The sequence below is a fragment of the Streptomyces vinaceus genome (assembly GCF_008704935.1).
Taxonomy (GTDB): Bacteria; Actinomycetota; Actinomycetes; order Streptomycetales; family Streptomycetaceae; genus Streptomyces; species Streptomyces vinaceus.
This window is the reverse complement of the sequence record NZ_CP023692.1, coordinates 2,055,001-2,080,838: the sequence shown is the minus strand read 5'-3', so window position 1 is coordinate 2,080,838 and position 25,838 is coordinate 2,055,001. Positions and strand designations below refer to the sequence as shown.

Genomic DNA, 25,838 nt, shown 5'->3' with positions numbered 1-25,838 from the left:
GTAGGTCTCTATCCAGCCCGGCCCCCGTATTCACCCGTCCGAGCAGGCGCGCGGAGTGACTGGAGGGAGCGCAAGGGGGCGCTTTCGCCGCCCGCGCTCCTCCCCGCAGGGCCGCCGCCCGCCCGAGATGACGGAGAGCGGCCCCCGGCCAGACGCCGATGCGGGGCCCCGGGCAGCGGCATGGCAGTCTTAGACCAGCAATCGGCAACCAGTACAGGGCCTACACGGTTCGGGCGAGGAGCGGTCACAGTGCAGCGCTGGCGTGGCTTGGAGGACATCCCCCAGGACTGGGGACGCAGCGTCGTCACCATCGGCTCGTACGACGGTGTGCACCGGGGCCATCAGCTCATCATCGGGCGCGCCGTGGCCAAGGCCCGCGCGCTCGGCGTCCCGTCCGTCGTCGTCACCTTCAGCCCCCACCCGAGCGAGGTCGTGCGCCCCGGCAGCCACCCGCCCATCCTGGCTCCGTACGACCGCCGCGCCGAGCTGATGGCCGGGCTCGGTGTGGACGCGCTGCTGATCCTGCCGTTCACGGCGGAGTTCTCGCAGCTGTCCCCGGCCGACTTCATCGTGAAGGTGCTCGTCGACAAGCTGCACGCGCGGGCGGTCATCGAGGGCCCGAACTTCCGTTTCGGCCACCGGGCCGCCGGGAACGTCGACTTCCTGCGCGAGCTGGGTGCCACGTACGACTACGAGGTCGAGGTCGTGGACCTGGTCGAGCGGGGCGCGGCGGGCGGCGGAGTGCCGTTCTCCTCCACCCTGGCGCGCAGGCTGGTCGCCGAGGGCGACATGGAGGGCGCGGCCGAGATCCTGGGCCGGCCGCACCGCGTCGAGGGCGTGGTCGTACGCGGCGCCCAGCGCGGGCGCGAGCTCGGCTTCCCGACCGCCAACGTCGAGACGGCCCCGCACACCGCGATCCCCGCGGACGGGGTGTACGCGGGCTGGCTCACGGCGGGCGGCGAGCGGATGCCGGCCGCGATCTCGGTGGGCACGAACCTGCAGTTCGACGCCACCGAGCGGACCGTGGAGGCGTACGCGATCGACCGGGTCGGGCTGGACCTGTACGGCCTGCACGTGACGGTGGACTTCCTCGCGTACGTGCGCGGCATGGCGAAGTTCGATTCGCTGGACGGCCTCCTCCAAGCCATCGCGGACGACGTGAAGCGGGCGCGGACGCTGACCGAGACGTACGACGCGGAGCACTGAGACGAACGGACGAGGGCCCGTACTTCCCCTGGGGGAGGTACGGGCCCTTCTGCTTGCCGTCGCCGGTCGCCGGTCGCCGGTCGCCGGCCGCTGTCAGCCGAGGCGCGGGTCGCGCGGGGGCTGCTGAGGGGACTGGGGCGGCTGCTGCTGGGGCTGCCAGGGCTGGCCGGGCTGCGGGTAGGGCTGGGCGTACGGCTGCGGAGGCTGCTGGTACGGGGACGGGCCCTGGGGCTGGCCGTACGGCTGTCCCTGCGGCTGCGGCTGCTGCGGGGGCTGCTGGTACGCCTGGGGCTGCTGGGGCTGGGGCTGCTGAGGGGCTCCCCAGTGGCCCTGGGGGGCCTGCTGGGCGGCGCGGACGAAGTCCTCGGCGACGAGCGCGGAGAGGTTGAAGTACGCCTCCCGCGTCTTGGGCCGCAGCAGGTCGAGGTCCACCTCGGCGCCGGCCGCGAGGTGCTCGTCGAACGGGACCACGACGACGCCCCGGCAGCGGGTCTCGAAGTGCTGCACGATGTCCTCGACCTTGATCATCTTGGCGGTCTCGCGGACCCCGGAGATGACGGTGATCGAGCGGGAGACGAGGTCCGCGTACCCGTGCGCGGAGAGCCAGTCGAGCGTGGTGCTCGCGCTGCTGGCGCCGTCCACCGAGGGGGTCGAGATGATGATCAGCTGGTCGGCCAGGTCCAGGACCCCGCGCATGGCGGAGTAGAGGAGGCCGGTGCCCGAGTCGGTGAGGATGATCGGGTACTGGCGGCCGAGCGTGTCTATGACGCGGCGGTAGTCCTCGTCGTTGAACGTCGTCGAGACCGCCGGGTCGACATCGTTGGCGATGATCTCCAGGCCGGAGGGGGCCTGGGAGGTGAACCGCCTGATGTCCATGTACGAGTTCAGGTACGGGATCGCCTGGACCAGGTCGCGGATGGTGGCCCCGGTCTCGCGCCGGACGCGGCGGCCGAGGGTGCCGGCGTCGGGGTTCGCGTCGATGGCCAGGATCTTGTCCTGGCGCTCGGTGGCGAGGGTGGCGCCGAGGGCCGTGGTGGTCGTGGTCTTGCCGACGCCGCCCTTGAGGCTGATGACGGCGATGCGGTAGCAGGACATGACCGGGGTGCGGATCAACTCCAGCTTGCGCAGGCGCTCGGCCTCGGCGGCCTTGCCGCCGAAACGGAACCCGGACCGCTGGGGGCGGGGCTTCTGCTTGCCGCGCAGCAGGCGGTCCGAGGACAGCTCGACGGCGGCGGTGTAGCCGAGGGGGGCGCCGCCGCCGGTGCCCGGGCCGGGCTGGTAGCGCGGGTCGTGCGGCTGGGGGCCCGGCTGGGGCCCGGCGGGCCACTGGGCGCCGGCGCGGGGGTCGTACTGCGGCTGCTGGTACGGCTGCTGCTGGTGCTCGGGCTGCGACGGTACGGGCGCGTGCTGCGCGGGCGGGAAGGCGTGCTCGCCCGCGCCGACGGGCGGCTGGGGCTGAGGCACCGGCTGCGCCGGTGCGGGGGCCGGGGGGAAGCCGTACCCGTCCTGCGGCGCGGGCGCAGGCGCCGGCGCGGCGGGGCCGGGGTTCGGGGGGAAGCCGTAGCCGTCCTGCGGCGCGGGCGCGGCGGTGGGGCCGGGGGCAGGGGGGAATCCGTACCCCTGCGGGGGCTGCGTCGCAGCCGGGCCGGGGGCGGGCGGGAAGCCGTACCCGTCCCGGGGCGGCGTGGTAGCGGGGAACGCGGGCGGCAGCGCCGGGAGTTCGCCCCCGGGTCCCCCGAAGGGGGCTCCCACGGGCGGGTGAACCGCGTCCGAGGGGCTGACGGGCTGCGCCGGCTGCGGGGCGGGGACGGCGTCCTGGGGCTCCTCCCGCGCATCCGCGGGAGCGGGGTCCGGGAACGGGACGGGCACCCCGTCGGGCGGGGTGTCCTGCCGCTGTACGGGGGCGGGCGCCTCGAAGGAGGCCTCCACGAGGGGGCCGGGCGCGTCCGAGGGCTCGGCGGCGAAGGGCGCCGGAGCCGGCAGCGCGGGCACCTCGGCCGGAGCCGGCAGCGCGGGGGCGGCAGGTACGGGAGCCTCGCCGGCGGGAGCTCCGCCGCCGTCGCCCGGGGCCGGCGGTGCCGCCGGCGGCGGGGTGTCCGCCGGGGCGGCGAAGGGCGCCGGCTCCGCGGCATCGGCCGGTGCCGGGAAGGCCGGGGGCGGGGGAGCGTCGGCCGGGGCGGCGACGGGGGCCGGCGCCGAAGCCGCGAACGGCGCGGGCGGCGGGGCGTCAGCCGGGGTCTGGACCGGCGCGGGCGGGGCGGACTCGCCTGCGGGCGCCGGGACCGGCGGGGCGCCGGCGGCAGGGGCCAGGGGGGCCGGGGCCGGGAAGGGGGACGGCGCGCCCGGGGACGGCACGCCCGCACCGTCCGACGGGGTGCGCGGGGCCGGCGGGGCGATCCGCATCGTCGGGGGCGAGGCCACGTCCGACGGGCGGTGGGGCTCGAAGCCGCTGCCCTCGGGCAGGCCCGGTACCGCGGTGGCCGGGGCCGCGCCCTGCGTGTACCAGGCCGGCGGGGTGTAGTCGATGGTGAACTCGCCCGTCACCTCGGGCTCCGCGTCGGACTGATCGTCCGTCGGGACGTCCCACGTCCCGCCGCGCCTCTCGTTCCGATCGCCGCTCACTGGTCCTCCTGGTCTGTCGAACACTGGTCCGGCGCCCACCTCGACGCCGCGCCCACGCTCAGCCTAATCGCGTGGGCAGACACCGGTGCCCGCCCCCGTGGGACGGGCCGCGCAGCCGTGCCCCGCGGGCCGGACCGGTGGCGTCGTCCTTCCCGTCCTGCCTACAGGGTGGCCGCCTCCTGAGCAACCGTCACCGGGTCCGGCCGGCGGGGCCGGATGCCGCTCAGTCGATACGGCGGGAGGGGCCCAGGAGGCCGGTCTCGGCCTCCGTGCCCTGGGTCATCACGAACTGGCGGTCCCGCGCGGTGCACCACAGGGTGACCCCGTCGCCCAGCGTCGGCAGCGAATCCACCGCCGCCCGCGGCAGGTTCATCAGCCGGCCGAGCTGCTCGGCCTCGTCGGGGGAGACCCGCTGGACGCCCACCAGCGAGGAGTTCTGGAGCAGCCGCGGCGCCGTCGGGCTCAGGTACGGCAGCAGGGTCAGCACCGACTGCCACGGCCCCGCCACCACGCGCCCGCGCGGCGGCCGCATCCCGCAGTCCCGGATCACCAGCACCGGACTGCCCGCGGACGCGCCCTGCGGGGGCACCCGGCCGACCTCGTGCAGCGTCACGCACTGCTGCCCGCCGCCCGCCGCCTGGGCCAGCCCCGACCACACCTGCCCGCGACCGGTCTCCACCGCCACCCGCGCGCCCGTGGCGGCCGCGCGCAGCGCGAGCACCTGCGCCGTCCACAAGCCGCCGATCAGCGTCACCTCGTACGGGGTCGGCCGGTTGATGCCGAGCACCGCCGGACGCCCCTCCGCGTCCACGCCGATGACCACCCCGTCGTCCCCGACGGGCAGCGCCAGCGCGTCCAGGTCCACCGCCGGGACCACGTGCCGTTCCCGCCGCGGGCCGATCAGACCGAAGCCGCCCCTCATCGCGCCCCTCCCAGCGGCAGCGAGGCCAGCAGCCCCGGCACCTGTTCACGGTCGAGCCGGACCAGGCCGGTGCGCACGCCGCGCGCCGTCCGTTCCAGCTCCCGGCGGGCCGCGACGAGTTCCTCGTCGCTGCGCCCGGTGACCCGTACGTGGCCCGTCAGCGTCACGCCCTGGCGTTCCGCCGGGGCCATCGTCAGGCTGAAGTTCGTCGCCAGCGCCGGCAGCGAGGTCAGCAGCGCCACGAACTGCGGCAGCGACGCCGCCCCGGAGCCGCCGAGCTGCGGCCAGCGGGCTATCCAGTACGTGGTGTGCCGCCGGTCGTCGCAGCGCCAGATCCGTGCCGTCTCCTCCGTCCGCCGGCCGGTGCTCGCCGAGCGCCCCGCCTGCGTGATCGCCATCGGGTTCGCGCACGAGGACGTCGCCAGGGCGCCCGTCAGCTCCTGCTCGGTGAGCACGGTGGCCCGGAACCCGGCCCCGGTCAGCCGGCTCGCCAACTGGTCGGCCGCCCGCACCACACAGCGCTGCGCCCCCGCGAGCCCGCCGCCGCGCGCGGTGACGGCCTCGGGGCACAGCTCCGGGTCCAGCTTGAGCGCGATCCAGGTCAGCCGCACCGCCGGGGTGCCCGTGGCGGCCTGGAGCGGCGCGTAGTTGCGGGTGGCCATCGACTGGGCCGGCAGGTGCGGGGCGGGCGCCGGCTGCGTGTGCTGCACCAGCTGCGCCGACTCCAGCCGGATGCCGTCGACTTCGAGGATGTCCCGTACGAGGCCCAGAGGCAGGGGCCGCGCACCGCGGTCGGGCCGCAGCGCGGTGGCGTCCATGTCCACCTGGACGACGGCGGTCAGGAAGGTCCCGTCGCCGACCATCCCGACGGGCCGGCGGTCGCGGTCGCTGAACGTGAGGGTGCGCAGTGCCGGATCGGCTTCGACGAGCGGTGCCAGGCCCGGCTCGGTACCCGCGGGCACCGTGAACGACGCGGCCCGGCGGCGGCGCGAGCGCAGTTCGAGGGCGCTGCCGAGCCACTCGGGCAGGGAGCGCTGGTGGCGGCGTACGACGGCGAGCACCACCAGGGCGAGCGCCAGGACACCGGCGGGCACCAGCAGCATCGGCTCCACGACCCAGGCCACCAGCAGGACGGCCACGGCGATCTGGAGCAGTACGAGTTGTTGCAATCGGAACGGGCCGAAACGGCCCGGGCTCGACTTCGGATTCGGCGTCACCCCGCCGCGTGCGGATGCGGGCGCACCCGTCTGCGGCTGCGTCGCGGTGGCCATCACGCGCCCACCTCCCCTTTCTCCCCCAGCTACCGCTGGGAGGTACCCCCAGGGCCGTACCCCGTGAGTGCCGGAGCCGGACGCTGCCCGCCGCATGACCCCGGAATCTCCCCAATCCACCCCAACAAGCCCTGATGTCCCGACGACCCCTGGATTCACGCGGTCCGGAAGGCAGGAAGCGGCGGCCTCACCCTACCCGGCCCGAACCCGCCCTCCGTCAAGAGGCATAGTAGGTGCCCGGTCCGACAATCGAGGCCCGGGGACCGTAACCACCGACCGGGCCGTGCGGGGAGAAGCAGGCGGTCATGGCATCACGACGTGATGAACTCAACGCGTACACCTTTGCGAAGCGGCGCACGGTGGCCGCGTTCCTCCAGCCTTCCGCCACGGGCTCCGAGGAAGGCGCGCCGCGGCCGCTGCGCGCGGTCCTGCCCGGTCTGGTGGCGGGGGCGCTCGTGCTCGCCGCGTTCGGTGCCTGGGGGATGTTCAAGCCGCAGGCCCCCAAGGGCTGGGACGAGCCCGGCACGAAGGTCATCGTCGGCAAGCAGTCGACGACCCGGTACGTGGTGCTGACGACGAAGGTGAACGGCAAGGACCAGACCCGGCTGCACCCGGTGCTCAACCTCGCCTCCGCCCGGCTCCTGCTGGATCCGCAGAAGTTCAAGGTCATCCAGATCGACGACAAGGTCTTGGACGCCGGCAAGCCCCCGCGCGGGCCCATCATCGGCATCCCGTACGCGCCCGACCGGCTGCCGGCCCCGCAGGACGCGGGCAAGGCCAAGCGGTGGGCCGTCTGCCAGGCGCCGGGCGGCAACGGCAAGACCGTGCAGACCGCGACGTTCGTCCTCGCCGACCGCGAGGCGGGGCTGATGGACGACGCCCGCAAGCTCACCGACACGCAGATGCTGTACGTGCAGAGCACGGGCGGCGCCAAGGAGCGCTACCTGATCGACGCCTCGGGAACCAAGTACAAGTTCCCCGAAGGCGGCCCGGACGCGGGCAAGATGACCAACGCGCTGGTCGGCAACAGCGGCGCCACCCCGCAGCAGGTCACCGAGTCCTGGCTGGCCACCCTCAACACCGGGGAGGACCTGGCCTTCCCGCAGCTGCCGGTCCCGGCGGGCACGAAGGCCGACGTCCAGGGCCTGACCACCGCCGACAACAAGGTCGGCATGGTGCTGATGGCGCAGACCGGCTCCGGTGCGCAGCACTACGTCGTACTGCCCGGGAAGGTGGCCCCGGTCTCCGACTTCGTGGCGTGGCTGCTGATTTCGGCGCCCGCGACCGACGGCCTCAACATGCACGGCAAGCCCCACGAGGTCGACCTCCAGTCCCTCAACCCGGACGCCACGGCCTTCAAGGGCGAGGCCAAGTGGCCGCAGAAGAAGGCGGACCGGATCAACACGACGGCCGCCGCGGACGCCGGCGCCCAGGGCGGCGGCGCCCGCGACACCGTGTGCAACGTGCTGCGCTCGGTCGACGGGCAGGGCGGCCAGACGCTGAGCACCTGGGCCGGCACCGGATTCCCCATCGACATCACCGCCAGCGGTACGAGCGCGTACGTCACGCCCGGCTCGGGACTGCTCTACACGCAGGTCCAGGGCCGGCAGACCACGGCCGGCGGCGCCCTGTTCCTGGTCACCGACACGGGCCTGCGGTACGCGGTGCAGGCCAACGGGGACAGCGACGCCGAGAAGTCGAAGATCGGCGCCCCCGACCAGCAGAACGGCCAGGCCGCCGCGGACGGGCGCCCCGAGGCGAGCCAGGCGCAGATCCGGCTCGGCTACGGGAGCGTCACCCCGGCCCTGGTGCCCATCGCGTGGTCGGAGTTCCTGTCGAAGGGGCCGCGCCTGGACACCAACTCGGCCCGTCAGCCCCAGGGTTCGTGAGGAAGCCGCCGATGCACACGCCCTCGTACGCGCGCGCCGCGCTCGTCAGCGCCGCGCTCGCCGCGGTCGCCCTTTCCGGTACGGCCGCGGCCTCCGCCGCGCCCGCCCCCGCACCGGCCCCCCTGCGCCTCGCGGGCGCCGGCGAGTGCACCTTCCCCATGAAGAAGCAGATCGCCGACCGCCCCTGGGCCCTGCAGCGGCTGCTGCTCGACGCGCTCTGGGCGCGTACCAAGGGCAAGGACAAGAACGGCAAGCCCGTCCGCGTCGCGGTCATCGACACCGGCGTCGACCGGGCGAACCCGCAGCTCAGCGGGGCCATCGACGTGGGCGCCGGGAAGGACTTCATCGACCCCAAGGGCGATGGCACCACCGACACGGTCGGCCACGGCACCAAGGTCGCCGGGCTGATCGCGGCCCGGCCGCAGGAGGGCACCGGCTTCGTGGGCCTCGCCCCCGAAGCCGTGATCATCCCCGTCCGGCAGAACGACGGGCAGGGCAAGGGCAACGCCCTCTCCCTCGGCCAGGCGATCGACCACGCGGTGTCCAAGGGTGCGCAGGTCATCAACATCTCCCAGGACACCGACGTCCCCCTGACCGCCGACTCCGAACTGGCCAAGGCCGTCCAGCGGGCCGTCGACGCCAAGGTGGTGGTCGTGGCCTCGGCGGGCAACGACGGCATGACCGGCGAGAAGCGCAAGACGTACCCGGCGGCCTTCCCCGGCGTCCTCGCCGTGGCTTCCTCGGACCGCAACAACGAGCGGGCCGCGTTCTCCCAGCCCGGCGACTTCATCGGGGTCGCCGCGCCCGGCGTGGACATGGTCTCCACCGTCCCCGGCTTCGGCCAGTGCATCGACAACGGGACGAGCTTCTCGGCGCCGTATGTCGCCGGAGTGGCCGCCCTGCTGCGCGCCGCGCACGAGGACTGGACCCCGCAGCAGATCATCTGGCAGATCCAGGGCACCGCCGAGCGCTCGGTCAACGGCCGTGACGACTACGTCGGCTGGGGTGTCGTCGACCCGGTCCGCGCGGTCACCCAGGACCACGAGGCCCCCAAGGCGCCCGTCCCGGACCCCGGACCGCCCCCGGCGGCCGCGCCCGAGGCGGCGGCGCTGCGGACGAGCGAGACGGCGCAGGAGCGCGAGGAGCGGTTCGGCACGTACGCTCTGGGCGTCGCGGGCGTGCTGATCGCGGTCATCGCGGGCACGGCGACGGTGGTGCGCGACGCCCGCCGGCGCCGCGGCCGTTTGCAGTGAACCGTCACAGTTCATCAACGGTGGCGGCCCACCGGTGTTGGGGCTGTCAGATGAACTGGCTAGAGTGACACCAGGCTTCACGAATGTGATCGGGGGATCGCGTGAGGCGGAGGGGATTTCCGGCGGCGCGTGGCTCAGATCCGCGCCCGGAACCTCCCTTCCGCTGCGCAATCCGCCGGTTCTGCCGGCGAATTGAGAAGTGAGGAGCTTCGGATGAGCAATTTCGGACTCGCAGACGATCCGATCGTCCAGGCGAAGAACAAGATCGAGACGACGGCCCGTGCCGTCACCACCCAGTCCCGCGAGCTGGCCGACATCCTGGCCACCGTGAGCGCCGGCTGGACCGGTGTGGGTGCCTCGGGCTTCGTCTCCGCCCAGACGGTCGTCAATGAGGACCACGACGAGATCCGTCGTCTGCTCGGCGTGCTGCACAACGCGGTCGCGCAGACCAAGAACCTCAGCAACGCGCAGGACGACGACGTGCGCGCGGCGTTCAAGACGGTGCAGGCCGGCGCCGGCCAGGGCGGCTCGGGGCTCAACAGCATCTGACCTGCCGCCCAGGTCTCGCGGCGGCACGTCGCTCCCACTCAACTCAGCGCGAAGGAGAACAACATGTCCGGCGACAGCGGGCACACCCGGGTCCGGTATGAGAGCGTCCAGGAGATGGCGAACCGCATCCGCGTCGTCTCGAAGAAGATCATGACGGACCTGGAGGAGATGGACCAGGCCCTGAAGGTCGTCACGGACACCTGGGACGGTGAGGCGCACCAGGCGTACGTCACCCTCCAGGGGAAGTACAAGGGCAAGGCCGACCACATGCACAAGCAGCTGGAGCAGGTCGCCAAGCTCATCGAGCAGGGCAAGGGCGACTACCGGGCCACCGACGTGAAGGCCTCGCGCCTGTTCACCGAGGCCTACTGAGCCCGGCCGGCCACATGCGAAGAGGGGCGCGCCCGGGCCGGGCGCGCCCCTCTTCGCCGTGTACGGGACTCAGCGCGGGCCGCGGTCGAGGTCGAACTCCCCGTCCCTGGCGCCCAGTACGAAGGCCTCCCACTCGGCCGCCGTGTAGCGCAGGACGGTGTCCCGGTCGAGCGAGGACCGCATGGCCACCGCGCCCTCGGGCAGCCGCGCGATCTCGACCCGCTCCTCGTCGGGGCTGGAGCCCGGAGGGCCCTCCCACTCCACGCCGCTGATGTCGAGCGCGTACAGCTCGTCCTTCTCCTGCTGAGTGCCCATGTGCGGCCTTTCCCTCGGCGGTGCGGTGCTCCCGCGGTCTTCCCACCCGATTATCGGTGCTCCGCCCGCCGCCGGGGGAGCGTTTCCCGCCGATCACGCGGAAGCGGGGCCCGGTCGGCCGGGCCCCGCTTCCGCTTCCGCGCTCCGCGCGCTCCCTTACATCTCCGGCAGCCGGCCCAGCTGGACCAGGGAGGTACCGCGCTTGCGCGAGGAGAAGTACGCGCGGCCCGGGGGCATCGGCCGGGGACGCACGTTGCCGATCAGGTCCCCCTCGGACGGGTCGCCCGACAGGACCACGCCCTGCGCGCCGAGCTCCTTGAAGCGCTGCATGAACGGCTCGTACATCGAACGCGAGGCACCCGCCGAGTTGCGCGCGATGATGAAGCGCACCCCCGTGTCCCGGGCGAACGGCAGGTACTCCACCAGCGGGGCCAGCGGATTGCCCTGGCTGGTCGCCACCAGGTCGTAGTCGTCGATCACGATGAACACGTCCGGTCCCGTCCACCAGCTGCGGTCGCGCAGCTGCTGCGGAGTGACGTCCGACGGCGGCTGGCGCCGGGAGAAGACCCCGCCCAGCGCCTCCATGTGCGTCTGCAGCGAGCTCGCCATCGGCGCGTACTCCAGCAGGTGCTCCTCCGGCAGCGCCCCGAGCAGGCTGCGCCGGTAGTCGCCGACGACGAGGCGGGCCTGGTCCGGGGTGTACCGCTCGGCGATCTGCTTGCAGATGAGCCGCAGCAGGTTCGTCTTGCCGGATTCGCTCTCGCCGAACACCAGGAAGAACGGGTCGCTCTCGAAGTCGACGAAGACCGGCTCCAGGTCCGTCTCGTCGATGCCGATCGCCAGCCCGCGGCCGGGCTGGTCCCCGCCCCGGGGCAGCTGCTCCGCGTGCAGCAGCCGCGGCAGCAGCCGTACGCCGGGAGCCGCGGCCCCCGCCCAGTTCTGCTTGACCGCCGACACGAAGGCGGCCGTGGCCTCCGACAGCTCCTCCGGGTCGTGCGCGCCGTCGATCCGCGGCAGCGCGCCCAGGAAGTGCAGCTTCTCCGCGACCTGACCGCGCCCCGGCATCCCCGTCGGGACGTTCGCCGCGACCTTGCGGTCGAACTCGGAGTCCATGACGTCGCCGAGCCGCAGCTCCAGCCGGTTGAGCATCTGGTCCTTGAGGGCGGCACGCACCTCCATGTACCGCGCCGCGGTGATCACCACGTGGATGCCGTAGCCCAGACCCCGCGAGGCGATGTCCGTGACCACCGGCTCCAGGCCCTCGTACTCGGTACGGAAGCCGCCCCAGCCGTCGATGACGAGGAACACGTCGCCCCACGGTTCGCCGGGCAGCTCGCCCGCCGCGCGCCGGCGCCGGTACGTACCGATCGAGTCGATGTTGTTCGCGCGGAAGAACTCCTCGCGGCGGTTGAGGATGCCCCCCACCTCCGCGACCGTACGCCGCACCCGCTCCGGGTCCAGGCGCGAGGCGATCCCGCCCACGTGCGGCAGCTCGGCGATCGACGACATGCTGCCGCCGCCGAAGTCCAGCCCGTAGAACTGCACTTCGCGCGGGGTGTGCGTCAGCGCGAACGAGGAGATCAGCGTCCGCATCAGCGTGGACTTGCCCGACTGCGGACCGCCCACCACCATCATGTGGCCCGCCGCGCCCGAGAAGTCCCGGTAGAGCACCTCGCGCCGCTGCTCGAACGGCTTGTCGATGAGGCCGAGCGGGACGACGAGCCCGCCGGGCCGCGTGTACCCCTCCGCGTGCAGCCCGCGCTCCGCCGAAGGCGCCAGCGCCGGCAGCAGCTGGTCCAGCGGCGGGGCCTGGTCGAGCGGCGGCAGCCACACCTGGTGCGCCGGCACCCCCTGCCCCTCCAGCCGGCCCACGATCACGTCGAGCACCGTGTCCGCGAGCGCGTCGTCCTCCCGCTGCGCCTGCGCCGCCAGGTACGCCGGGTCCGGGGCCGCGTACACGACCGGCACCGGCACCGCCGTGAACAGCGCGGGCCGCCGCTCCACCGGGAACAGCCCGACCGACAGGTCCGGCCCGCCCGAGCGGTAGGTGCCCGAGACGTACGCCGCCTTGAAGCGCGTCATCTCGTCGGTACCGAACTTCAGGTAGCCCGAACCCGGCACCGAGGGCAGGTGGTAGGCGTCCGGCACGCCGATCGCGGTCCGCGACTCCGCCGCCGAGAAGGTCCGCAGACCGATCCGGTACGACAGGTACGTGTCCAGCCCGCGCAGCTTGCCCTCCTCCAGGCGCTGCGAGGCCAGCAGCAGGTGCACGCCCAGCGAACGGCCGATGCGGCCGATCTGGATGAACATGTCGATGAAGTCGGGCTTCGCGGTCAGCAGCTCGCTGAACTCGTCGATGACCAGCACCAGCGAGGCCAGCGGCTCCAGCGGGGCACCCGCCGCGCGCGCCTTCTCGTAGTCGTGGATGTTCGCGTAGTTGCCCGCCGAGCGCAGCAGCTCCTGCCGGCGCTGCAGCTCACCGCGGATCGAGTCGCCCATGCGGTCCACGAGCGTGAGGTCGTCCGCCAGGTTGGTGATGACCGCGGCCACGTGCGGCATCTGCCCCATGCCCGTGAAGGTCGCACCGCCCTTGAAGTCCGCGAGGACGAAGTTCAGCGTCTCCGAGGTGTGCGTGACCGCCAGGCCCAGCACCAGGGTGCGCAGCAGCTCCGACTTTCCGGAACCGGTCGCGCCCACGCACAGGCCGTGCGGCCCCATGCCCTCCTGCGCCGCCTCCTTCAGGTCCAGCATCACCGGCGCGCCGTCCTCGCCCACACCGATCGGCACGCGCAGCCGCTCACCGGCCGAGCGCGGCCGCCAGGTGCGCGCCACGTCGATCGAGGCCGCGTCGCCCAGGTTCAGCAGGTCCGTGAAGTCCAGGTTCGCCAGCAGCGGTTCGTCGTCGTCCCCGCCGCCCGTGCGCAGCGGCGCCAGCTGGCGGGCCAGGGCCTCCGCCGCCGGCAGCGACAGGGTGTCCGGTACGCCCTCGTACGCGATCCCCGCCCCCGACTCCAGCCGCAGCCGGCCCGGCCGCACCACGACCGACAGACCGCCGCGCGGCTCGTCCAGCTCGCCCGCGACCACCTCGACGATGGTCACGCCCTGCAGCCCCTCGGCCGCCGCGAACGCCGAGTCCGGCGGCACCAGGCCGCCGCGCGAGTTGGCGTCCAGTACGACGACCAGGTGCGGCTGGTCCAGGACCGGGGACACCTCCCGGCTGAACCGCGGCCGACCCTCCAGCCGGGGCGCCAGCAGCCCCTCCAGCTCGGTCAGGTCATCGCTGAACAGCCGCTTCGTACCGGCCCCGTCGACCTGCCCCGGCACCTGCGTGTGCGGCAGCCACTTCGTCCAGTCCCAGGACGGCACCGCACCGGGCGCCGCCACCACGGCCACCACCAGGTCCTCGGGGGAGTGCAGCGTCGCCAGCTGCGCCACCAGCGCCCGCGCCGCCCCGCGCGCCGCCTCAGGCTCCCCGGACACCGTCACGTGGTAGAACGCCCGCAGCGACACCGCAACCGGCAGCCCGTCCAGCGAGGAGTGCACCTTCAGGAAGCGCTGCATCGCGCCCGCCGTCAGCGGCTCCAGCTCGTCCACCGGCGCCGTGTCCGGCGCCACCAGCGGCGTCGCCAGGCGCTGCGCGCCCAGCCCGAGCCGGGCCTGGCCGAAGTCCTCGTCGCCGACGCGCCGCTCCCACAGCCGCGAACCCTCGGCCACCACCGACCACAGCTGCTCCGGCGCCGGGTGCAGGTACAGCTGCGCGTCGCGCTGCGCCCGCGCGGTCCTGCGGACCTGACGCCGGGTCTGCGCGAGGTATTTCAGGTAGTCCCGCCGGACATCGGCCATTTGCCCCTGCGTACCGCGCCGATGGCGCACCAGCTGGGCCACGACCATGCCCACCGTGGACACCAGCATCAGCACACCCATGATGCGCATGAAGGGCGCCGCACCCGGCATGAAGAAGAAGACGACCGACGAGCCCATGCCGAGCATCGGCAGGAGCTGCATCAGCATGCCCTCCTGCTGCCCGCGCGGAAGCTCCGGCGGAGCCTCCAGCCTCAGCTCGTCCGAAGGGACTTCGGGCGGCAAGGACCGCGGCGGGCGTTTGACGACGATCTGACTCACCGGAGCATCAATCCCTCGAAAACGGACGGGACGTCGCAACCGGCGCCCCCAAGTCCCGGGCGCGAAGGGGGTCTCCCCTGCGCGACGGTGATCCTACTTGCCGACAGTCACTCATACGCCCGGTAGGGTGGCCCGCGCAGCATGCGCATCCGCGAATCCACGGCGCATCCGAAGGCGGCGGTGCATGCACCCGCTTCGCCAACCAGGGGGGTCACACAGGTGAGTACGGCCGCAACGACGGGCTTCTGCAGGGTCACCGTCGTGGCTCCCGACAGCCGCATCGACGTCGCCCTCCCCGAGGACATCGCCGTCGCCGACGTCTATCCCGAACTGCTGCGCCTGACCGGCCAGACCCAGCCCGTCGGCGCCCCCACCGGCTTCCATCTGGTCCGCCGCGACGGCACCGTCCTCGACGGCGCCCGCACGCTCGCCGCCCAGCAGGTCCTCGACGGCGAGGTGCTGAGCCTGCGCCCCTTTGCCGACTCGCTGCCGCCCGCCGTCTTCGACGACGTCTCCGACGCCGTCGCCTCCGCCGTCGTCCGCGACCGCCACCGCTGGAGCGACGACATGCTGCGCGGCGCGGGCCTGATCGGCGCCGCCCTGCTGCTCGTCCTGCTCGGCTTCGTCCTCTGGTACGCCGACCCGGTCCGCCACGACATGCACGGCCTGCCCGGCATCGTCGCCGGCGCCGCGGGCGTGCTCCTGACCGCCGCCGCCGGCGTGCGCGCCCGGGTCTACCGCGACCGCGGCTCCGCCGTCGCCCTCGGCCTCGGCGCCCTCCCCCTCCTGCTGATCGCCGGCTCCGGCATCGTCGCCGCCGCGGCCGGCCAGGGACCCGGCAAGCTCCAGTTCCTCCTCGGCTGCGCCTGCGTCCTCGTCGCCTCCGTCGCCTTGGTCGCGCTCACCCCCAACGGCGACGCGCCCTTCGTCGCGGCCACCTTCCTCGCCGCCACCGGCACCCTGGCCACCTTCCTCGCCATCGTCGCCGACGCCTCCGCCACCGCGACCGCCGCCGTCTGCGCCCCCGTCGCCATCGGCCTCGTCGCCTTCCTGCCGGGCCTGTCCGCCCGCTTCGCCCGGCTGCCCATCGGCTACGCCGCCCCGCAGAGCGCGACCGACGAGTACGTCGACCACGCCGGGACCCCCGACCGCTACGAGACCGAGGCGTACGCCGACCCCTCCGGCGCGGAGCAGCACGACCCGGGCGCCCCCCTCGACGCCGAGGCCATCGCCGCCCAGGCCCGCCGCGGCCACGAGATGCTGCTCGGCCTGGTCGGCGGCTGCGCCGCGGTCGCCGTCGGCTCCGCCGCCGTCCTCGGCTTCTCCGACAACACCTGGGGCCGGCTGCTGGCGCTCGCCACCGGGCTGGCCATGCTGCTGCGCGCCCGGCTCTTCCGCTACACCTCCCAGGTGGTGTGCACCCTGGTCGCCGGCCTGGCCGCCGTCGCCCTGCTGATCCTGGGCCTGGCCCTGCACCCGCCGGCCGACCTGGTCCGCGAGCTCGTCCAGTACCACGACCGCGGCGGACTCGACCTCCGTACGATCTGGCTCTCCGCGGCCGTCGCCGCCGGCGCGGCCCTCCTCGCGGGAATTGCGCTTGTCATCCCCCGCAAGGGCCTGTCACCCTTCTGGGGACGGCTGCTCGACCTCACCGAGGCGGCAGTACTGCTCAGTCTTGTCCCGCTGGCCCTCGCCGTGCTGGACGTGTACGCCAGGGCCCGCTCCCTCACCAGCTGAGACGGGGGCCGGGCGGCAGCCTGGTACGCTGTGTGACGGCCGTTTGTGTACGCGCCTCCGGAATCCTCTGGAAGCTGCGCTCAGCGGACCCCGCCTCCCGAGTAACGGAAGATCCCCAGAGAATTCGACCTGGGGCACTCGGTGGCCACGAAGACCTATACGAGGAGTACGCGTGTCGCTCGACGCCGCTACGAAGAAGCAGATCATCGCCGAGTTTGGTGCCAAGGAGGGCGACACCGGCTCCCCCGAGGTCCAGGTCGCCATGCTGTCCAAGCGCATCACGGACCTGACCGAGCACCTCAAGACCCACAAGCACGACCACCACTCCCGTCGTGGTCTGCTGATCCTGGTCGGCCAGCGTCGCCGCCTGCTGCAGTACCTGGCCAAGAAGGACATCCAGCGCTTCCGTACGCTGGTCGAGCGCCTCGGCATCCGCCGCGGTGCGGCCGGCGTCAAGTAAAGACGCTGTGAAGGGAGCGGTTCCCACACCTCGGGGGCCGCTCCCTTTGCTGTACGTGCACCCGCTCTGCGTGCGGGACGTACCGGACGCTTTGTAGTCTGGACGCAACGTGCACGCGCACGAGGTGCACAACTGAAGAGGAGGAGCGCCCTCCCAGGCCGCCGGTCCTCGGTAGTGGTACCCGGAAAGCCCCACGGGCACCGAACCGGGTACTTCGATCGAAGACCGGCCCGCACGCAAGGAGCGCTTCTCCGCACCGTCCGCAGCCACACGGGCAGCGGACGGAGACGACGAAAATGGAGAAAACGCTAGTGGAGAACGAGACCCACTACGCCGAGGCCGTCATTGACAACGGTTCCTTCGGCACCCGCACCATCCGCTTCGAGACGGGCCGTCTGGCCCGCCAGGCCGCCGGCTCCGCCGTTGCCTACCTGGACGACGACACGATGGTGCTTTCCGCCACCACCGCGTCGAAGAAGCCCAAGGACCAGCTCGACTTCTTCCCCCTGACGGTGGACGTCGAGGAGCGCCAGTACGCGGCCGGCAAGATCCCCGGATCCTTCTTCCGCCGTGAGGGCCGCCCCTCCGAGGACGCGATCCTCACCTGCCGCCTGATCGACCGCCCGCTGCGCCCGTCCTTCAAGAAGGGCCTGCGCAACGAGATCCAGGTCGTCGCCACCGTCATGGCGCTCAACCCGGACCACCTGTACGACGTCATCGCGATCAACGCCGCGTCCGCGTCCACGCAGCTGGCCGGCCTGCCCTTCTCCGGCCCGATCGGCGGCGTCCGCGTCGCGCTGATCCGCGGCCAGTGGGTGGCCTTCCCGACGCACACCGAGCTCGAGGACGCCGTCTTCGACATGGTCGTCGCGGGCCGCGTCCTGGAGGACGGCGACGTCGCGATCATGATGGTCGAGGCCGAGGCCACCGAGAAGACCATCGCCCTGGTCAAGGGCGGCGCCGAGGCGCCGACCGAGGAGATCGTGGCCGCCGGCCTCGACGCCTCGAAGCCCTTCATCAAGGCCCTCTGCAAGGCCCAGGCGGACCTGGCGGCCAAGGCCGCCAAGCCCGAGGGCGAGTTCCCGGTCTTCCTGGACTACCAGGACGACGTGTACGAGGCCCTCGCGGCCGCCGTCAAGGGCGACCTCGCCCAGGCGCTGACCATCGCGGGCAAGCAGGACCGCGAGGCCGAGCTCGACCGCGTCAAGGACATCGCCGCCGAGAAGCTCCTCCCGGCCTTCGAGGGCCGCGAGAAGGAGATCTCCGCCGCCTACCGCAGCCTGACCAAGGCCCTGGTGCGCGAGCGCGTCATCAAGGACAAGGTCCGCATCGACGGCCGCGGGATCACGGACATCCGTACCCTCGCCGCCGAGGTCGAGGCCATCCCGCGCGTGCACGGCTCGGCGCTGTTCGAGCGTGGCGAGACCCAGATCCTGGGCGTCACCACCCTCAACATGCTCCGCATGGAGCAGCAGCTGGACACCCTCTCCCCGGTGACCCGCAAGCGCTACATGCACAACTACAACTTCCCGCCGTACTCCGTCGGTGAGACCGGCCGCGTGGGCTCGCCCAAGCGCCGCGAGATCGGCCACGGCGCGCTCGCCGAGCGCGCCATCGTGCCGGTCCTGCCGACCCGCGAGGAGTTCCCGTACGCGATCCGCCAGGTGTCCGAGGCCCTCGGCTCCAACGGTTCGACGTCCATGGGCTCGGTCTGCGCCTCCACCATGTCGCTGCTGAACGCCGGTGTGCCCCTCAAGGCCCCCGTCGCCGGTATCGCCATGGGCCTGATCTCCCAGGAGATCGACGGCAAGACGCACTACGTCGCCCTCACCGACATCCTCGGTGCGGAGGACGCCTTCGGCGACATGGACTTCAAGGTCGCCGGCACCAAGGAGTTCGTGACCGCCCTCCAGCTGGACACCAAGCTGGACGGCATCCCGGCCTCCGTCCTGGCCGCGGCCCTCAAGCAGGCCCGCGACGCCCGCCTCCACATCCTCGACGTGATGATGGAAGCGATCGACACGCCGGACGAGATGTCCCCGAACGCCCCGCGGATCATCACCGTCAAGATCCCGGTGGACAAGATCGGTGAGGTCATCGGCCCCAAGGGCAAGATGATCAACCAGATCCAGGAGGACACCGGCGCCGAGATCACGATCGAGGACGACGGCACCATCTACATCGGTGCCGCCGACGGCCCGGCCGCCGAGGCCGCCCGCGCCACGATCAACGGCATCGCCAACCCGACCATGCCGGAGGTCGGCGAGCGCTACCTGGGTACGGTCGTCAAGACCACCACCTTCGGTGCCTTCGTCTCCCTGCTCCCGGGCAAGGACGGCCTGCTGCACATCTCGCAGATCCGCAAGCTCGCCGGTGGCAAGCGCGTGGAGAACGTCGAGGACGTGCTCGCGGTCGGCACCAAGGTGCAGGTGGAGATCGCCGAGATCGACCAGCGCGGCAAGCTCTCCCTGATCCCCGTGATCGACGGCGAGGCCGCCGGTGACGACGCTGACAAGGACGACTCCGACAAGTGACGTCGCGTAGTTCCCGTGTGACGGCCCGCCCCTCTTCGGAGGGGCGGGCCGTCGCCCGTACCCAAACCCTCCTCAAGGGCGAGAACGGCATCGGCACCGTCCGGCGCACGGTCCTCCCCGGCGGACTGCGCATCGTCACCGAGACGCTGCCCTCGGTCCGCTCCGCCACCTTCGGCATCTGGGCGCACGTGGGCTCCCGTGACGAGACGCCCACGCTCAACGGTGCCACGCACTACCTGGAGCACCTCCTCTTCAAGGGCACCGACAAGCGCAGCGCCCTCGACATCTCCTCCGCGATCGACGCGGTCGGCGGCGAGATGAACGCCTTCACGGCGAAGGAGTACACCTGCTACTACGCGCGGGTGCTCGACACCGACCTGCCGCTGGCGATCGACGTCGTCTGCGACATGCTCACCGGCTCGCTGATCCGCGAGGAGGACGTCGACGCCGAGCGCGGGGTCATCCTCGAAGAGATCGCGATGACCGAGGACGACCCGGGCGACTGCGTGCACGACCTGTTCGCGCAGACCATGTACGGGGACACCCCCCTCGGCCGCCCGGTCCTCGGCACCGTCGACACGATCAACGCCCTCGGCGCCGACCGGATCCGCCGCTTCTACAAGAAGCACTACGACCCCCGCCACCTGGTCGTGGCCGCGGCGGGCAACGTCGACCACAACAAGGTCGTACGCCAGGTCCGCGCGGCCTTCGAGAAGGCCGGCGCCCTGCGGAACACCGACGCCGAGCCGATCGGCCCGCGCACCGGCACCAAGCGCATCCGCACCTCCGGCCGCGTCGAGCTGATCGACCGCAAGACCGAGCAGGCGCACGTGGTCCTCGGCATGCCGGGCCTCGCCCGCACCGACGAGCGCCGCTGGGCGCTCGGCGTGCTGAACACCGCCCTCGGCGGAGGCATGTCCTCCCGCCTCTTCCAGGAGGTCCGGGAGAAGCGCGGCCTGGCCTACAGCGTGTACTCGTACACCTCGGGCTTCGCCGACACCGGGCTCTTCGGCGTGTACGCGGGCTGCCGCCCCAACCAGGTCCACGACGTACTGCGGATCTGCCGAGGCGAGCTCGACAAGGTCGTCTCCGAGGGGCTCACCGACGAGGAGATCAAGCGGGCCATCGGCCAGCTGTCCGGCTCCACCGTCCTCGGCCTGGAGGACACCGGCGCGATCATGAACCGCATCGGCAAGAGCGAGCTCTGCTGGGGCGACCAGATGTCCGTCGACGAGATGCTGGCCAAGATCGCGTCCGTCACCCCGGACGACGTGCGCGCCGTCGCCGCCGACGTACTGGCCCAGCGGCCGTCGCTCGCGGTGATCGGACCGCTGAAGGAGAAGCAGGCCGCCCGCCTCGGCGAAGCGGTGGCCTGAGACCCTGACACCCCGGGGCCGGGCACAGGCCGCCGCCGGCCGGTGCCCGGCCCGTACGACAGGAAGCGAAGAAGCATGAGCAGCAAGCTGCGGGTGGCCGTACTCGGCGCCCAGGGGCGCATCGGCTCCGAAGCGGTCAAGGCCGTCGAGGCCGCCGAGGACATGGAGCTGGTGGCCGCCCTCGGCCGCGGCGACAAGCTGGAGACGCTGGCCGAGGCCGGCGCCCAGGTCGCGGTCGAGCTGACCACCCCCGCGTCGGTCATGGGGAACCTCGACTTCCTCATCGGCCACGGCATCCACGCGGTCGTCGGCACCACCGGCTGGAACGAGGAGCGCCTCGCCCAGCTCGACACCTGGCTGGCCGCCTCCCCTCAGACCGGCGTGCTCATCGCCCCGAACTTCTCCATCGGCGCCGTCCTCACGATGAAGTTCGCCGCCCAGGCCGCCCGCTACTTCGAGTCGGTCGAGGTCGTCGAACTCCACCACCCGAACAAGGTCGACGCCCCCTCCGGCACCGCCACCCGCACGGCCCAGCTCATCGCGGCCGCCCGCGCCGAGGCCGGCTGCGCCCCGCAGCCCGACGCCACCGCCACCGCACTCGACGGGGCGCGCGGCGCGGACGTCGACGGGGTCCCGGTGCACGCCATCCGCCTGCGCGGCCTCCTGGCCCACCAGGAGGTGCTCCTCGGCGGCGAGGGCGAGACCCTGACCATCCGTCACGACTCCCTGCACCACAGCAGCTTCATGCCGGGCATCCTGCTCGGCGCGCGGCGCGTCGTGCAGCACCCGGGCCTCACGTTCGGCCTGGAAAACTTCCTCGACCTCGGCTGATGAGCAGGCAGTAGTACCCATGCGCGCGAAGATCACTTACTTCCTCACGGCCGCCGTCCTGGTCGTCTACTTCGTCCTGGTCGGCAGCCGGGGACTGATGCTGATCCGGCAGGGCACCGCACTGACCGTGGTCTTCGGTGCCGCGGTGCTGATCCTGCCGGTCATCGGCGTCTGGTTCCTCTGGAAGAACACGCAGTTCGTGACGCGGGCCAACCAGCTCGCGACCGAGCTGGAGGCCGAGGGCGGACTCCCCGTCGACGAGCTGGAGCGGGACCAGTACGGCCGGATCCTGCGCGACTCCGCCGACGAGGTCTTCGCACGCCGCAAGGCCGAGACGGAGGACGCGCCGGGGGACTGGCGCAGCTGGTTCCGACTCGCAGTGGCCTACCACGACGCGCGCGACACCCCGAGGGCCCGCAAGGCCATGCAGCGGGCCATCGCCCTGCACGGCGGCCCGCGCCGCACGGCCTAGCCGCCTGAGTCCGGGCCCGCACGGCCCGTGGAGCCCGTAAAGCCCGGAAGCCCGTACGGGCCGCGTGAGCGGATCCCGTACGGGCTTCCAGGGCTTCGGGCGCCGGCGTCAGGCGGGCACGGCCCGGTACTCCTCGGCCCAGGCCTCCACCGTGTCGGCGGCCCGGTCGAAGGCCTCGGTCCGCGACAGGAAATCGGCGTTGTGGTCGGTCAGCAGCACCGGCAGCTCCGCGCCGCCGCGCCCGGCCGCCGTCAGGGCCTGGCCCTGCACGGTCCGCGGCAGCCCCAGCCAGCGCACCGGCTGCTGGACCGTACGGACCTCGGTGATCTCGTCCCAGGCGATCGAGCGGGTCCGGAGGAAGGACACCCGGCGCAGCCCCGACGGGCTCACCCAGACGCCCGTCATGAGGATCCGCAGCGCCGACCCGATCACGCAGAGCGCGGCGGCCAGGCAGACGAGGGCGCCGGCCCAGGTACCCGCGAAGGCGATGATCATCGTGGCGAACAGCATGAACGCGGCCAGCAGGAGCAGCAGGGCGGCGCCGCCCACCCGCCAGGGCCCGGGCCGGTACGGCCGGCGCCAGCGGTCGGGGTCGGCGTGGGCGAGGACCTCATCGCCGTCACCGTCTTCGTGCGCGTCCAACGCGCGGTCGGCCGTCAAGAAGGGCAGGGGCACGGCTGTACCTCACTCACATGCACGTTCGGTTGGGCTAGACCGTGAGGCTACCGCCCCTCGGAGGCCTCCGACTGCTGCGACTTGGCGGGCGCCTGGTGGGGCTGGAGCGCCGGCATGCCGAAGAGCAGGGAGCCGACGAGCCCGGCCACCACGGTCAGCCCGACCAGACTACGGGCGGCCATCTGGGCCGCGCCCAGGCGCTCGCGCGGCGGCGGAGTGACATTGCTGCGGAAGCGGTCGGCCTCGGCGACGAAGGCGAACGGGACGGGCTCGCTCCGGCGAAACATAGAGCGACTCTCCTCACGGTCAGGGCCCGGGGGCGGCGGTGTCGGATGCGTATGTCGTGTACTGGGAAAGACGTACGAACCGCCCAATCGGTGCCTGAATTCGGGACATTAACCAAATTTTATGGCTGGGCATCAGCTGAAGGGGTGACGGATCCGCCGCACGTGGGGGTGGGAGAGCTGCACGGGCGGACGCGGACCGCGCCGTAGAGTGGGCGCGCCCCAAGAGATCGTTCGGAAGGACCCCCCGGTGAGCGAGAACGCCGCTTCAGACCTGAAACCCAGCTTCCGCAGTGATGTGACGGTGGAGCTGGTGAAGCACTCCGCCGCCGACTCCGACGTGCTGTGGGCCGCCCGTGTCTCCACGGCCGGCGAGCAGTCCCTCGAAGAGCTCCAGAAGGACCCGGAGCGCTCCAAGGGCCTCATCAACTACCTGATGCGCGACCGCCACGGCAGCCCGTTCGAGCACAACTCGATGACCTTCTTCATCAGCGCCCCGATCTTCGTGTTCCGCGAGTTCATGCGGCACCGCGTCGGGTGGTCGTACAACGAGGAATCGGGCCGCTACAGGGAGCTGGAGCCGGTCTTCTACGTCCCGGACGCCGAGCGCAAGCTGGTCCAGGAGGGCCGCCCGGGCAAGTACGTCTTCGTCGAGGGCACCGCGGCCCAGCAGGAACTGACGGGCCGGGTCATGGAGGACTCGTACCGGCAGGCCTACGAGGCCTACCAGGAGATGCTGGCGGCGGGCGTGGCCCGCGAGGTTGCCCGTTCGGTCCTGCCGGTCGGACTTTTCTCCTCGATGTACGCCACCTGCAACGCGCGCTCGCTCATGCACTTCCTCGGCCTGCGCACGCAGCACGAGCTGGCGACCACGCCGTCCTTCCCGCAGCGGGAGATCGAGATGGTCGGCGAGAAGATGGAGCGGCACTGGGCCTCGCTCATGCCGCTCACGTACGCCGCCTACAACGCCAACGGCCGGGTCGCCCCTTAAGGGCCGGTACGGCCCGATGGGGACGGGTGAGCCCGTGGCGTACAGATGTACGGAGTCAAGTCCGAAGTGTCCGTATTGCCACGTTTCGTAAAGTTCATCTAGGCTGATCAAACGGACCCGGCACTGCTTGAACCCCCGAGCAGGCAGTGCCGGGATCCAACAACCTTCCCGGCCCGTGCCGTGAGCCACACCCTCTTGACGTCCCCCGAGGGGACAACGCGAGCATGGCAGCGAGTAGCGTGTTACCCATGGCTCCGATCTCGACTCCGCAGACCCCCTTCGGGCGGGTCCTCACCGCCATGATCACGCCGTTCACGGCGGATGGCGCACTCGACCTCGACGGCGCGCAGCGGCTCGCCGTCCACCTGGTGGACGCAGGCAACGACGGCCTGATCATCAACGGGACCACCGGCGAGTCCCCGACCACCACCGACGCGGAGAAAAACGACCTCGTACGAGCCGTCCTGGAAGCCGTCGGCGACCGGGCTCACGTCGTCGCCGGCATCGGCACCAACGACACCCGCCACACCCTGGAGCTCGCCCGCCAGGCCGAGCGCACCGGCGCCCACGGCCTGCTCGCGGTGACCCCGTACTACAGCAAGCCGCCGCAGGAAGGCCTCTACCGGCACTTCACGGCGATCGCGGACGCCACCGAGCTCCCGGTGATGCTCTACGACATCCCCGGCCGCAGCGGCGTCCCGATCGACACCGACACCCTGGTGCGGCTCGCCGAGCACCCCCGGATCGTGGCCAACAAGGACGCCAAGGGCGACCTCGGCCGCGCCAGCTGGGCCATCGCCCAGAGCGGACTCGCCTGGTACTCCGGCGACGACATGCTGAACCTGCCGCTGCTGTCCGTCGGCGCGGTCGGGTTCGTCTCCGTGGTCGGCCACGTGGTCAGCCCCGAGCTCCGCGCGATGCTCGAAGCCCACCTGGGCGGCGACGTCCAGAAGGCCACCGAGATCCACCAGAAGCTGCTGCCGGTCTTCACCGGCATGTTCCGTACGCAGGGTGTGATCACCACCAAGGGCGCACTGAACCTCCAGGGCCTGCCCGCGGGCCCGCTCCGCCTCCCGCTCGTCGACCTGACGGCCGAAGAGACGGCCCAGCTCAAGCTCGATCTCGCCGCCGGCGGGGTACAGCTCTGACAACAGACTTCACAACTGAATAAGCACGACGAACACAACAGACGAATGCAAGTGCACGAATGACATGCGCGCCACGTGCCTTACGACGAGGTACGTGGCGTGTGTGGTGAGGAGATACTTTTGAGCCATCCGCACCCTGAACTCGGCCCGCCGCCGAAGCTGCCGAAGGGCGGCCTCCGGGTCACCCCCCTGGGCGGTCTCGGCGAGATCGGCCGCAACATGACCGTCTTCGAGTTCGACGGCCGCCTGCTGATCGTCGACTGCGGTGTCCTCTTCCCCGAGGAGGAGCAGCCGGGCATCGACCTGATCCTGCCGGACTTCTCGTCCATCCGGGACCGGCTCGACGACGTCGAGGGCATCGTCCTCACGCACGGCCACGAGGACCACATCGGCGCCGTCCCCTACCTCCTCCGGGAGAAGCCGGACATCCCGCTGATCGGCTCCAAGCTGACGCTGGCCCTCATCGAGGCCAAGCTCCAGGAGCACCGCATCCGCCCCTACACCCTTGAGGTGAAGGAAGGCGAGCGCGAGAACCTCGGCCCCTTCGACTGCGAGTTCATCGCGGTCAACCACTCCATCCCGGACGCCCTCGCGGTCGCCATCCGCACGGGTGCGGGCCTGGTCGTCGCCACCGGCGACTTCAAGATGGACCAGCTGCCGCTGGACAACCGCCTCACGGACCTGCACGCCTTCGCGCGTCTGAGCGAAGAGGGCATCGACCTCCTCCTCTCGGACTCGACGAACGCCGAGGTCCCGGGCTTCGTCCCGCCGGAGCGCGACATCTCCAACGCCATCCGCGGAGTCTTCGC

21 protein-coding genes (1 of these 21 running past the window's edge) are annotated in these 25,838 nt (G+C 72.2%); 14 read left to right on the top strand and 7 right to left on the bottom strand.

Annotation, left to right across the window (positions count from 1 at the left end):
* Positions 1–249: 249 nt before the first annotated feature.
* On the top strand, positions 250–1,206 hold the full coding sequence (locus CP980_RS08970; protein WP_150527932.1) for a bifunctional riboflavin kinase/FAD synthetase: 957 nt from the start codon (positions 250–252) through the stop codon (positions 1,204–1,206).
* Between the two features lie 93 nt (positions 1,207–1,299).
* On the opposite strand, the gene CP980_RS08965 is transcribed toward CP980_RS08970, so the two are convergent.
* The 3 genes from CP980_RS08965 to eccE all read right to left on the bottom strand — a co-directional run bounded on the left by CP980_RS08965 (position 1,300) and on the right by eccE (position 6,021).
* Positions 1,300–3,828, bottom strand: a complete 2,529-nt coding sequence (locus CP980_RS08965; RefSeq protein ID WP_150527931.1) for an SCO5717 family growth-regulating ATPase — start codon at positions 3,826–3,828, stop codon at positions 1,300–1,302.
* 223 nt (positions 3,829–4,051) lie between these two features.
* A complete protein-coding gene (locus tag CP980_RS08960; protein WP_099889201.1) occupies positions 4,052–4,750 on the bottom strand; it encodes a hypothetical protein in 699 nt (232 codons plus the stop codon).
* A complete protein-coding gene (gene eccE / locus CP980_RS08955; protein WP_165937287.1) occupies positions 4,747–6,021 on the bottom strand; it encodes a type VII secretion protein EccE in 1,275 nt (424 codons plus the stop codon). Before eccE ends, CP980_RS08960 begins: the two co-directional genes overlap by 4 nt.
* A 305-nt stretch (positions 6,022–6,326) precedes the next feature.
* Between eccE and eccB the strand changes: the two genes are divergently transcribed.
* The 4 genes from eccB (at position 6,327) to CP980_RS08935 (ending at position 10,084) form a co-directional block, all read left to right on the top strand.
* The gene (eccB, locus tag CP980_RS08950; RefSeq protein WP_150527930.1) at positions 6,327–7,910 is read left to right on the top strand and encodes a type VII secretion protein EccB; all 1,584 of its coding nucleotides are present in this window, start codon (positions 6,327–6,329) and stop codon (positions 7,908–7,910) included.
* Between the two features lie 11 nt (positions 7,911–7,921).
* Positions 7,922–9,163, top strand: a complete 1,242-nt coding sequence (gene mycP / locus CP980_RS08945) for a type VII secretion-associated serine protease mycosin (RefSeq protein ID WP_150527929.1) — start codon at positions 7,922–7,924, stop codon at positions 9,161–9,163.
* A gap of 213 nt (positions 9,164–9,376) precedes the next feature.
* On the top strand, positions 9,377–9,712 hold the full coding sequence (locus CP980_RS08940) for a WXG100 family type VII secretion target (protein ID WP_054220986.1): 336 nt from the start codon (positions 9,377–9,379) through the stop codon (positions 9,710–9,712).
* Positions 9,713–9,775: 63 nt separating this feature from the next.
* Positions 9,776–10,084 (top strand): WXG100 family type VII secretion target, encoded by a 309-nt coding sequence (locus CP980_RS08935; protein WP_030859747.1) that lies wholly within the window; start codon positions 9,776–9,778, stop codon positions 10,082–10,084.
* Positions 10,085–10,153: 69 nt separating this feature from the next.
* Here the strand turns inward: CP980_RS08935 and CP980_RS08930 are convergent, their stop codons facing one another.
* Positions 10,154–10,399 carry a DUF397 domain-containing protein gene (locus tag CP980_RS08930; RefSeq protein WP_030161442.1) on the bottom strand — a complete coding sequence of 82 codons (246 nt, stop codon included), beginning with the start codon at positions 10,397–10,399 and terminating at the stop codon, positions 10,154–10,156.
* A gap of 156 nt (positions 10,400–10,555) precedes the next feature.
* A complete protein-coding gene (gene eccCa / locus CP980_RS08925; RefSeq protein WP_150527928.1) occupies positions 10,556–14,521 on the bottom strand; it encodes a type VII secretion protein EccCa in 3,966 nt (1,321 codons plus the stop codon).
* A 219-nt stretch (positions 14,522–14,740) separates the two neighbouring features.
* Between eccCa and eccD the strand changes: the two genes are divergently transcribed.
* The 6 genes from eccD to CP980_RS08895 all read left to right on the top strand — a co-directional run bounded on the left by eccD (position 14,741) and on the right by CP980_RS08895 (position 21,931).
* Positions 14,741–16,258, top strand: coding sequence for a type VII secretion integral membrane protein EccD (gene eccD / locus CP980_RS08920; protein ID WP_099889196.1), 1,518 nt, complete (start codon positions 14,741–14,743; stop codon positions 16,256–16,258).
* Between the two features lie 172 nt (positions 16,259–16,430).
* Positions 16,431–16,718, top strand: a complete 288-nt coding sequence (gene rpsO, locus CP980_RS08915; protein ID WP_030161433.1) for a 30S ribosomal protein S15 — start codon at positions 16,431–16,433, stop codon at positions 16,716–16,718.
* A gap of 311 nt (positions 16,719–17,029) precedes the next feature.
* Positions 17,030–19,252 carry a polyribonucleotide nucleotidyltransferase gene (locus tag CP980_RS08910; RefSeq protein ID WP_030161432.1) on the top strand — a complete coding sequence of 741 codons (2,223 nt, stop codon included), beginning with the start codon at positions 17,030–17,032 and terminating at the stop codon, positions 19,250–19,252.
* Positions 19,249–20,628, top strand: a complete 1,380-nt coding sequence (locus tag CP980_RS08905; RefSeq protein ID WP_150527927.1) for a M16 family metallopeptidase — start codon at positions 19,249–19,251, stop codon at positions 20,626–20,628. Before CP980_RS08910 ends, CP980_RS08905 begins: the two co-directional genes overlap by 4 nt.
* Before the next feature lie 75 nt (positions 20,629–20,703).
* Positions 20,704–21,459, top strand: coding sequence for a 4-hydroxy-tetrahydrodipicolinate reductase (dapB, locus tag CP980_RS08900; RefSeq protein ID WP_123512270.1), 756 nt, complete (start codon positions 20,704–20,706; stop codon positions 21,457–21,459).
* 19 nt (positions 21,460–21,478) lie between these two features.
* Positions 21,479–21,931 (top strand): hypothetical protein, encoded by a 453-nt coding sequence (locus CP980_RS08895; protein ID WP_132757174.1) that lies wholly within the window; start codon positions 21,479–21,481, stop codon positions 21,929–21,931.
* Between the two features lie 108 nt (positions 21,932–22,039).
* On the opposite strand, the gene CP980_RS08890 is transcribed toward CP980_RS08895, so the two are convergent.
* Entirely contained in the window at positions 22,040–22,606 is a 567-nt protein-coding gene (locus tag CP980_RS08890; protein WP_132757176.1) for a PH domain-containing protein, read from the bottom strand.
* 47 nt (positions 22,607–22,653) lie between these two features.
* Positions 22,654–22,893, bottom strand: a complete 240-nt coding sequence (locus CP980_RS08885) for a hypothetical protein (protein ID WP_053786194.1) — start codon at positions 22,891–22,893, stop codon at positions 22,654–22,656.
* A 247-nt stretch (positions 22,894–23,140) separates the two neighbouring features.
* On the opposite strand from CP980_RS08885, the gene thyX reads away from it, so the two are divergent.
* The 3 genes from thyX to CP980_RS08870 all read left to right on the top strand — a co-directional run.
* Complete coding sequence (gene thyX, locus CP980_RS08880; protein WP_099889190.1) at positions 23,141–23,881, top strand: FAD-dependent thymidylate synthase; 741 nt, start codon at positions 23,141–23,143, stop codon at positions 23,879–23,881.
* 248 nt (positions 23,882–24,129) lie between these two features.
* The gene (gene dapA, locus CP980_RS08875) at positions 24,130–25,029 is read left to right on the top strand and encodes a 4-hydroxy-tetrahydrodipicolinate synthase (RefSeq protein ID WP_132757178.1); all 900 of its coding nucleotides are present in this window, start codon (positions 24,130–24,132) and stop codon (positions 25,027–25,029) included.
* Between the two features lie 120 nt (positions 25,030–25,149).
* Positions 25,150–25,838 carry the 5' end (the start) of a ribonuclease J gene (locus CP980_RS08870; protein ID WP_150527926.1) on the top strand. Its footprint extends 997 nt past the window's final position, so the window shows 689 of its 1,686 coding nt (coding positions 1–689); its start codon is at positions 25,150–25,152; its stop codon lies off the right edge, out of view.